This is a genomic window from Albidovulum sp. (genome assembly GCF_049646345.1).
GTDB lineage: Bacteria > Pseudomonadota > Alphaproteobacteria > Rhodobacterales > Rhodobacteraceae > Albidovulum.
In genome coordinates this window covers 1-3,443 of the sequence record NZ_JBARVQ010000414.1, presented here as the reverse complement: position 1 = coordinate 3,443, position 3,443 = coordinate 1, and the positions used below count along the sequence as shown (strand labels likewise).

Genomic DNA, 3,443 nt, shown 5'->3' with positions numbered 1-3,443 from the left:
CCACACCGCGCTCGATCAAGAGTTGAAGGCCCTGAAGACGGTGGAGCGTCCTTCGGTCATCAAGGCTATTGCCGAGGCGCGGGAGCATGGCGACCTTTCGGAGAACGCGGAATATCACGCGGCACGCGAACGTCAGAGCTTTGTCGAAGGCCGCATCAAGGAAATCGAGAGCCTGCTTGGGCGTGCCGATGTCATCGACCCGACCAAACTCTCGGGCGCGATCAAGTTCGGCGCCACGGTGACACTGGTCGACGAGGATACCGACGAAGAGAAGACCTATCAGATCGTTGGTGAGGCCGAGGCCGATATTGAGCGCGGCCTCCTGAACATCCGTTCGCCTCTGGCCCGCGCGCTGATCGGCAAGGATGCTGGCGACAGCGTTGAGGTGCGCACGCCGGGCGGCGAGAAAAGCTACGAAGTCCTGAACATCCGCTACGTCTGAAATCTGCGCGGAGGATGCGTGATGGCCGAGGAAAAAGAACCCGAACCCGGCGCGACGGCCCGCAGAGATTTTGGGATCTACTCACAGCCCGATACCGGGGGTGGGATCGGCCCGGGTGAGGTCATCGCGATCGTTGTGAGCGGTCTCTGGCTGTTGCTTGTCGGTGGTTTTTTCCTGTTCACTGGCGGAACATCCGCGCCTGATACACTCAGCGCGGTCATGATCATTGTCGCGATCGGCCTGCCGATTGCCCTGATCTGGGTGGCGGCGATCACGCTCAGAACCTCGCGCGAGATGCGAGCCGAGGCACGGCGGCTGCAATCCGCGCTCGATGCGATGCGACACGCCTATATCAATCAGGCACAGGCGCATGTTGCGCGTCCCTCGATGGAACAGCGCCTTGATGAGATTGCCGCGACCGCGCGTCAGACCGAGACGGCGGTTGCAACCTTCGCATCGCGGCGTGACACAAGCGTCCCCCCCGCGACGGATCCGGCAGCGGCGCCCGTCCGCCTGAACCCGGAAACGAGGATCGAGGAACAGCCCGCACTGGCGCTTGGCGCCCCGGCGGATGCCGGGCAGGCACCGCTTTCGACCGAAGAATTCATCCGGGCCCCGAATTTCCCTGACAGCCCTAAGGACAAGGCGGGGTTCCGGGCCCTGCGGCGGGCGCTGGATGACCACAGCAGCGCAAAACTCATCCGCGCGGCGCAGGATGCCCTGACGCTTCTCAGTCAGGATGGCATCTATATGGATGACCTTGAACCGGATCGCGCCCGGCCTGAACTCTGGCGCCGCTTTGCGCAAGGTGAGCGCGGTCGCGCGATTGCTTCGCTGGGCGGGGTGCGCGACCGGACCAGCCTTGCGCTGACCGCCGGGCGAATGCGGCAGGATACGATATTCCGCGATGCGGCGCATCACTTCCTGCGGCAGTTCGACAAGACGTTTGTCGAGTTCGAAAAGATCGCGACGGATCAGGAGATCGTCAATCTGGCCGAGACCCGCACGGCGCGGGCCTTCATGCTGTTCGGACGGGTCGCCGGGATATTTGCCTGACTGTCCTTGACGCCGACAGTGTCAGGAATCGCTGTCTGGCAGTGCGCCTTTCTGCACCAGAAGCACGCCGGAATTGTTATCCGGATCGCCATCCTCATGCAGTTTCGTCTGGACGCCCGGCAATTCGCCAAAGGCCGACTTGATCCGGTTCGGGAAGAACGTGCGCGGGATACTTTCAAAACCCGGCAGACCGCGGATAATGTCGCTGACCGAGCTTCCGCAAAAGGCTTTGTTTACCGCGCCGTAAGCTGTGGCCCGCCGGAAGGCGGCTTCGGCCACTTCGGGGCTGACATAGATCTTCTGCTCGATCACGTCATAGGTCTCACGCGCGTGGTAATCGATATAGAACTTCCGCATCTTTTCGGTGATGCCATAGTGCAGGTCGTTCCGCTCTGGCGCCCAGGGGTGGTGCCAGGTGCCCGCCGGATCGAACATCACCCGCTGGCTGCCATTGATTAGGATGCCAGAATGCGCACCTTCGCCGCCCAGTTTGCGAACGACGGTGTAAAGTGTGATCGACGGCGGTTCAGCCGAAACATAGCGCGCACGCTGAACGGCATCGTCCGGCGCCCAGACCCGTTCGGCGCCACAGGCCGCGAGGGCTAGCGGCAGAAGAAGACTGAATGCAATTCGACGCATCGTTACGGAACTGATCGGATACAACACCCCGATCAGGCGTTGACCAGAGCCATGAAGATCAGAATGCCGATCGATATGCCGGCCACCCACATGCTGGCGCGGATAAAGCCCTCAAAGGTCTTTTCGTGGTTCTTGATGTCCATGCTGCCATGCTTGTGATCGGCCATCTGTGCGCTCCCGATTTGGTATCAAGCTCCGCATAGCCGATTCAGCGGGCGCTGTCACGACCCGCAGATGGTTGTTTTAGCCGCCGTGTCCGTGGTGCTGGCATTACCCGGATCGGACCGGCCCAGGATGCGTGCCGTTTGGCCGGACAGGGCCGGACCCCTTATTGCGGAACGGCCTTGCCTGCGTCGCGCGATCTTCCTAGCGTGGCAGAACAGGAAGGGGAGGGGCAGGTCGCCATGCAGACGGCCACGGAAACGCATAACCCCGCCCACGCGGCCTTCTGGCAGGCAGCGCCATTCGTGTTTCTGGTCTTCTGGTCGGGCGGCTATACCTTCGCCAAGCTCGGGCTCGCCCATATCGAGCCGATGACGATGCTGACTTTGCGCTATGGCCTCGCTGCCGCAGCGCTTTTGCCTTTCCTGCTGCGCCGGGCCACCGTCTGGCCTGCCTCTTCCCGGCATTGGCGTGCAATCGCGCTGACCGGGTTTCTTATTCAATGCGTGTATTTCGGGCTGGCCTATCTGGCAATGAAACGTGGCATGAATGCGGGTACGACGGCGATCATAATGTCGCTTCAGCCTGTGCTGGTCGCGGCACTGGCGCCGCTGGTCACCGGCAAGCGCGGTGGGCGCTTTCTCTGGCCCGGCCTCATCCTTGGCTTTCTGGGGGCTCTGCTGGTCATCCTCTCGGGCAAGAGCCTCGGCCCCAGCCCGTGGATCGCGGTCCTTCTGGCGCTGGGCGCGCTTGCAGGCATCACGCTGGCCACCCTGTTCGAGAAATGGCACGGGATGAAGACTGATCCGGTCGTCGGCGGCCTCATTCAATACGTGATCGGCTTTGCGGTCCTTCTGCCTGTCGCGGCGATGACTGAGAGCATGGTCATAGACTGGCACCCCGAACTGATCATCGCGCTCGCCTATCTCGTCATCGCGAATTCGATCATATCGATCGGGCTCTATATCGCCCTTCTGCAGCGCGGGGACGCCACGCGGATCTCTGCGCTTCTCTATCTCGTCCCCCCACTCGCGATGCTGATCGCCTGGGCGATTCTAGGTGAACAGGTTGCGCCGCTTGCGGTGGCAGGCTTTGCGCTTTCGGCCATCGGGGTCTACATCGTCAACAGGCAGACAGGATAGGG

At 62.1% G+C, this 3,443-nt stretch carries 5 protein-coding genes; 3 read left to right on the top strand and 2 right to left on the bottom strand.

The genetic code is table 11. The annotated features are described in order from the left end of the window. On the top strand, positions 1–442 hold a 442-nt coding region (gene greA, locus WBB85_RS10300), incomplete at its 5' end, for a transcription elongation factor GreA (RefSeq protein WP_432638528.1). 21 nt (positions 443–463) lie between these two features. Next, positions 464–1,498, top strand: a complete 1,035-nt coding sequence (locus WBB85_RS10295; RefSeq protein ID WP_432638527.1) for a hypothetical protein — start codon at positions 464–466, stop codon at positions 1,496–1,498. Positions 1,499–1,519: 21 nt separating this feature from the next. Here the strand turns inward: WBB85_RS10295 and WBB85_RS10290 are convergent, their stop codons facing one another. Together WBB85_RS10290 and WBB85_RS10285 are read right to left on the bottom strand one after the other, a co-directional pair. After that, complete coding sequence (locus WBB85_RS10290) at positions 1,520–2,137, bottom strand: hypothetical protein (protein ID WP_432638526.1); 618 nt, start codon at positions 2,135–2,137, stop codon at positions 1,520–1,522. A gap of 32 nt (positions 2,138–2,169) precedes the next feature. Continuing rightward, positions 2,170–2,304: an aa3-type cytochrome c oxidase subunit IV gene (locus tag WBB85_RS10285; RefSeq protein ID WP_432638525.1), complete on the bottom strand. Its 135-nt coding sequence runs from the start codon at positions 2,302–2,304 to the stop codon at positions 2,170–2,172. Positions 2,305–2,541: 237 nt separating this feature from the next. Between WBB85_RS10285 and WBB85_RS10280 the strand changes: the two genes are divergently transcribed. Continuing rightward, complete coding sequence (locus WBB85_RS10280; RefSeq protein WP_432638524.1) at positions 2,542–3,441, top strand: DMT family transporter; 900 nt, start codon at positions 2,542–2,544, stop codon at positions 3,439–3,441. The last annotated feature ends 2 nt before the right edge of the window (positions 3,442–3,443 follow it).